The sequence below is a fragment of the Herbaspirillum lusitanum P6-12 genome (genome assembly GCF_000256565.1).
GTDB classification, from domain to species: Bacteria; Pseudomonadota; Gammaproteobacteria; order Burkholderiales; family Burkholderiaceae_D; genus Herbaspirillum; species Herbaspirillum lusitanum.
In genome coordinates this window covers 1-3,053 of the sequence record NZ_AJHH01000211.1, presented here as the reverse complement: position 1 = coordinate 3,053, position 3,053 = coordinate 1, and the positions used below count along the sequence as shown (strand labels likewise).

At 60.8% G+C, this 3,053-nt stretch carries 5 protein-coding genes; 4 read left to right on the top strand and 1 reads right to left on the bottom strand.

Annotated elements, in window-relative coordinates:
- A partial coding sequence (locus tag HLUSI_RS0107140) for an MFS transporter (protein ID WP_029363239.1) occupies positions 1-511 on the bottom strand: 511 nt, incomplete at its 3' end.
- A 135-nt stretch (positions 512-646) separates the two neighbouring features.
- Here HLUSI_RS0107140 and HLUSI_RS0107135 point away from each other — a divergent pair.
- The 4 genes from HLUSI_RS0107135 to HLUSI_RS34615 form a co-directional block, all read left to right on the top strand.
- Complete coding sequence (locus tag HLUSI_RS0107135; RefSeq protein WP_016833330.1) at positions 647-1,267, top strand: helix-turn-helix transcriptional regulator; 621 nt, start codon at positions 647-649, stop codon at positions 1,265-1,267.
- Between the two features lie 96 nt (positions 1,268-1,363).
- Positions 1,364-1,801 (top strand): hypothetical protein, encoded by a 438-nt coding sequence (locus HLUSI_RS0107130; RefSeq protein WP_040503247.1) that lies wholly within the window; start codon positions 1,364-1,366, stop codon positions 1,799-1,801.
- Positions 1,802-1,843: 42 nt separating this feature from the next.
- Complete coding sequence (locus HLUSI_RS32460; protein WP_157137772.1) at positions 1,844-2,047, top strand: hypothetical protein; 204 nt, start codon at positions 1,844-1,846, stop codon at positions 2,045-2,047.
- 31 nt (positions 2,048-2,078) lie between these two features.
- Positions 2,079-3,053 (top strand): sensor domain-containing diguanylate cyclase (locus HLUSI_RS34615; RefSeq protein WP_016833328.1); only part of this gene is annotated, 975 nt, incomplete at its 3' end.

Below are 3,053 nucleotides of genomic sequence, written 5' to 3'. Positions count from 1 at the left end.
CGCTGATCGAGCCAGGCGACCAGCACGCCCGCCGCCTCAAGGTCGCCACGCCCCACATGCCGGACTCCAGCGCCACCGCGCGCGACCACAGGCGCTGCTCGAACAGCACGGGAATCAGCGCATAGCCGAGCGCCGCCAGCAAGCCGCCGCCGAGACCCTGCACGCTGCGCCCGGCCAGCATCCAGGGCATCGACAATGCCGTCGCGCATAGAATCGAGCCGAGCGTGAATACCGCCAGCCCCAGCAAATAGGCGCGGCGCGGGCCGAGCTTGTCGAGCAGCTTGCTGGTCAGCGCCGAACCGACGATGGAAGCGACCACGAACAGCGTGATGTTCCACGCGTAATACGCCAGGCCGCCAATGTCGCGCACCACCGACGGCAGGATGGTGGTGACGATGTGGACGTTGATGGCGTGCAGCGCAACGCCGCCGGTCAGGGCGACCGAGCGCCACAGATTGCGGCCGGTCAGCAATTCGCTCCAGGAGGTGGAAACAGCGGTTTCTGTATGCATGACTAACCTCGACATCGGGATGGATAACGCCTAATATGCAAGCGTTTGTTTGGATATTATCTGGACGCATACTAAACCCGCACAATAAATTACACAAGTAAACACTTGGAAAATAACATCGACCTTAATACTGACATGTCGACCGCCGAACGCATCCTGCTCCGGCTGAAAACGCGCGGCCCCGCCTCCACCGCGACGCTGGCGCAAGAGCTCGGGATGACGGCGGAAGCGGCGCGCCTGCAGGTGCAAAAGCTGCTCGCGGAAGAACTGATCAGCGGCGTGCAGGAAGCCGCCGCCGGCGCCGGACGCCCGCGGCAGAACTGGGAACTGAGCCCCGCCGGCCACGCGCGCTTCCCGGATACGCACGCCTATCTGACGATTCAGCTGATCGGTTCGATCAGACAACTGTTCGGCGAAGAAGGACTCGATCGCCTGATTTCCCAACGCGAAGGCGAGATGCGCAAGGATTACCTGAAGGCGTGCCGCGGCGTCGCCGGTATTCCGAAAAAGCTCGACAAACTGGCCGCCCTGCGCGCCGCCGAAGGCTACATGGCGCGCGTTGAGAAAGACGGCAAGGACTGGCTGCTGATCGAAGACCATTGCCCGATCTGTGCGGCGGCAACCACTTGCCAGGGCTTTTGCCGTTCGGAGCTCCAGTTGTTCCGCGAGGTCATCGGCGACGCCGCCTCGGTAACGCGCGAAGAACATTTGCTGGCCGGCGCGCGGCGTTGCGTCTACCGCGTCAGCCATGCTTGAATACCGCGTGCACAAAGTTGTATAGGCAAGGCCATCGGCTTCATGTCAGAATCGCTGTCGCGCAACATGAAAACCATCCCAAATAAGGAAGCTGCAATGAAGACACCGATGACCGCTTGCCTGCTGGCGCTGACGATGGCGTTGAGCGCCTGCGCAATCCAGCCGGCCGCCGAACAAGCGACGCCGACCAAAGAAGTGCCGCAGGCGCGCGTCTACATCAAGAGCATGCTGTCGCCGACGTCCGGCACTGCCGAAGTGCAGTTCTCGCGCACCTCGACCTTCCTGTACGGGAACGCGCCTCTGGAGCTGGCGATCAACGACGTGGTGCTGGCGCAGATCCAGTCGGGAGAGCATTTCAGCATCTGGCTCAAGCCCGGCACCAGCTACGACTTCAGCATCCGGCCGATCCATTCGCTGAACAGCCCGGCTTATCCGCAGACCAAAAAAATCAGCGTCGAGCTGAAAAATCCCGGCGTCTACAAGGTGCGCATCAGCGCCGGCATCGAAGGCGCGACCCTGCAACAGGAGAAATAGAACTGGGAGCAACCGGGGCCATTCCTCGAATACCCGACTCCAATGAAAAGCGCGGCCTATCCGCGCTTTTTTCATGCCCGCAGGAAAGTTGATGCCGTCCTGCAATGCCCACCGGGCGGGGTTTTGAAGATGGACCGATCGAAAAGATTACCGCAGAAAAACTATCCCGGCGAAATAACAACGCTTTCTGAAAAATTATCAATCGGTCATCATTCTTCGCGCGCCGATGCGCCTCTTCAGCACTAAGATGTGGGAAAAATCTACAACAAAATCTCTCATGGACGAAGAACTCTATCTCATCAAAGACGCCGGCGTGAGTCCGCGCCAGATCCGCCTGGCGCGCGTCATCATCGGCATCCTGCTGCTGTCGGCGGCGGTCGCCACGCCGCTGGCAACGACGCCTCTGCTGCCGATCCCGGGCTACATGAGCGGCTTCGGCATCGCCATGGTCGTGGTCAATGTCATCCTGGCTTCACTGCTGTTCGCCAAGGGATTGATCGAACGCAAGGAGCGCACGATCAGGCTGGGCACGGCATATTTTTTCGTGACCGTGATTTTCGTGCCGCTGATCGCGGCCTTCCCCGGCGGTCTCATGGAAGCGCCCATCATCGGCAGCACCAGCAGCGCCGTCTGGCTGTGGTGTTGCTGGCACACCGGTTTCGGGTTGCTGATCATCCGCTACGCGACGAATTCGGAAGAGACCGCCGGCACCGCTGCGGACGTGCGCAGGTCCATTCTCGTCACGATTGCCGTGGTGGTCTTATTGACGTTAGCTGCTACGCTGGGCTTGCCCTACCTGCCGGAGGTGCTGCGCAACGGCCACGACTTCTTCGACGACTCGACCATGCTGATTCCGGCGCTGGTGTTCGGCGTCAACGTCATCGGCTTGCTCTGCGTGATGCGCATGCGCGAAGAAAAACCGGAGCAGTTATGGCTCATGGTCGGCATGGTCGCCGCCTGTATCGATGTCTGGCTGACGCTGTACGGCGGCGCACGCTTTTCGCTGGGTTGGTATTTTGCCAAGATGACCAGCCTGTTCACCTCGCTGGCAGTGCTGGTTTCGCAGTTGTACGGCATCACGCGGCTGTACCATAGCATTGCCGGGGCCAACCAGATCTTGATGACGCAAGCCAACCAGGACGGCCTGACCGCGCTGTCGAACCGGCGCTGTTTTGATCAGGTGCTGGAAATCGAATGGAATCGCGCCCGCCGCGACAAGCGTTCGCTGGCGCTGCTGATGATCGACGTCGAC

Excerpts from the sequence above, each read along its gene's own strand:
- HLUSI_RS32460 (WP_157137772.1), top strand. The coding sequence starts at position 1,844 with ATGAAAAGCGCGGCCTATCCGCGCTTTTTTCATGCCCGCAGGAAAGTT.
- HLUSI_RS0107130 (WP_040503247.1), top strand. The coding sequence starts at position 1,364 with ATGAAGACACCGATGACCGCTTGCCTGCTGGCGCTGACGATGGCGTTG.
- HLUSI_RS0107135 (WP_016833330.1), top strand. The coding sequence starts at position 647 with ATGTCGACCGCCGAACGCATCCTGCTCCGGCTGAAAACGCGCGGCCCC.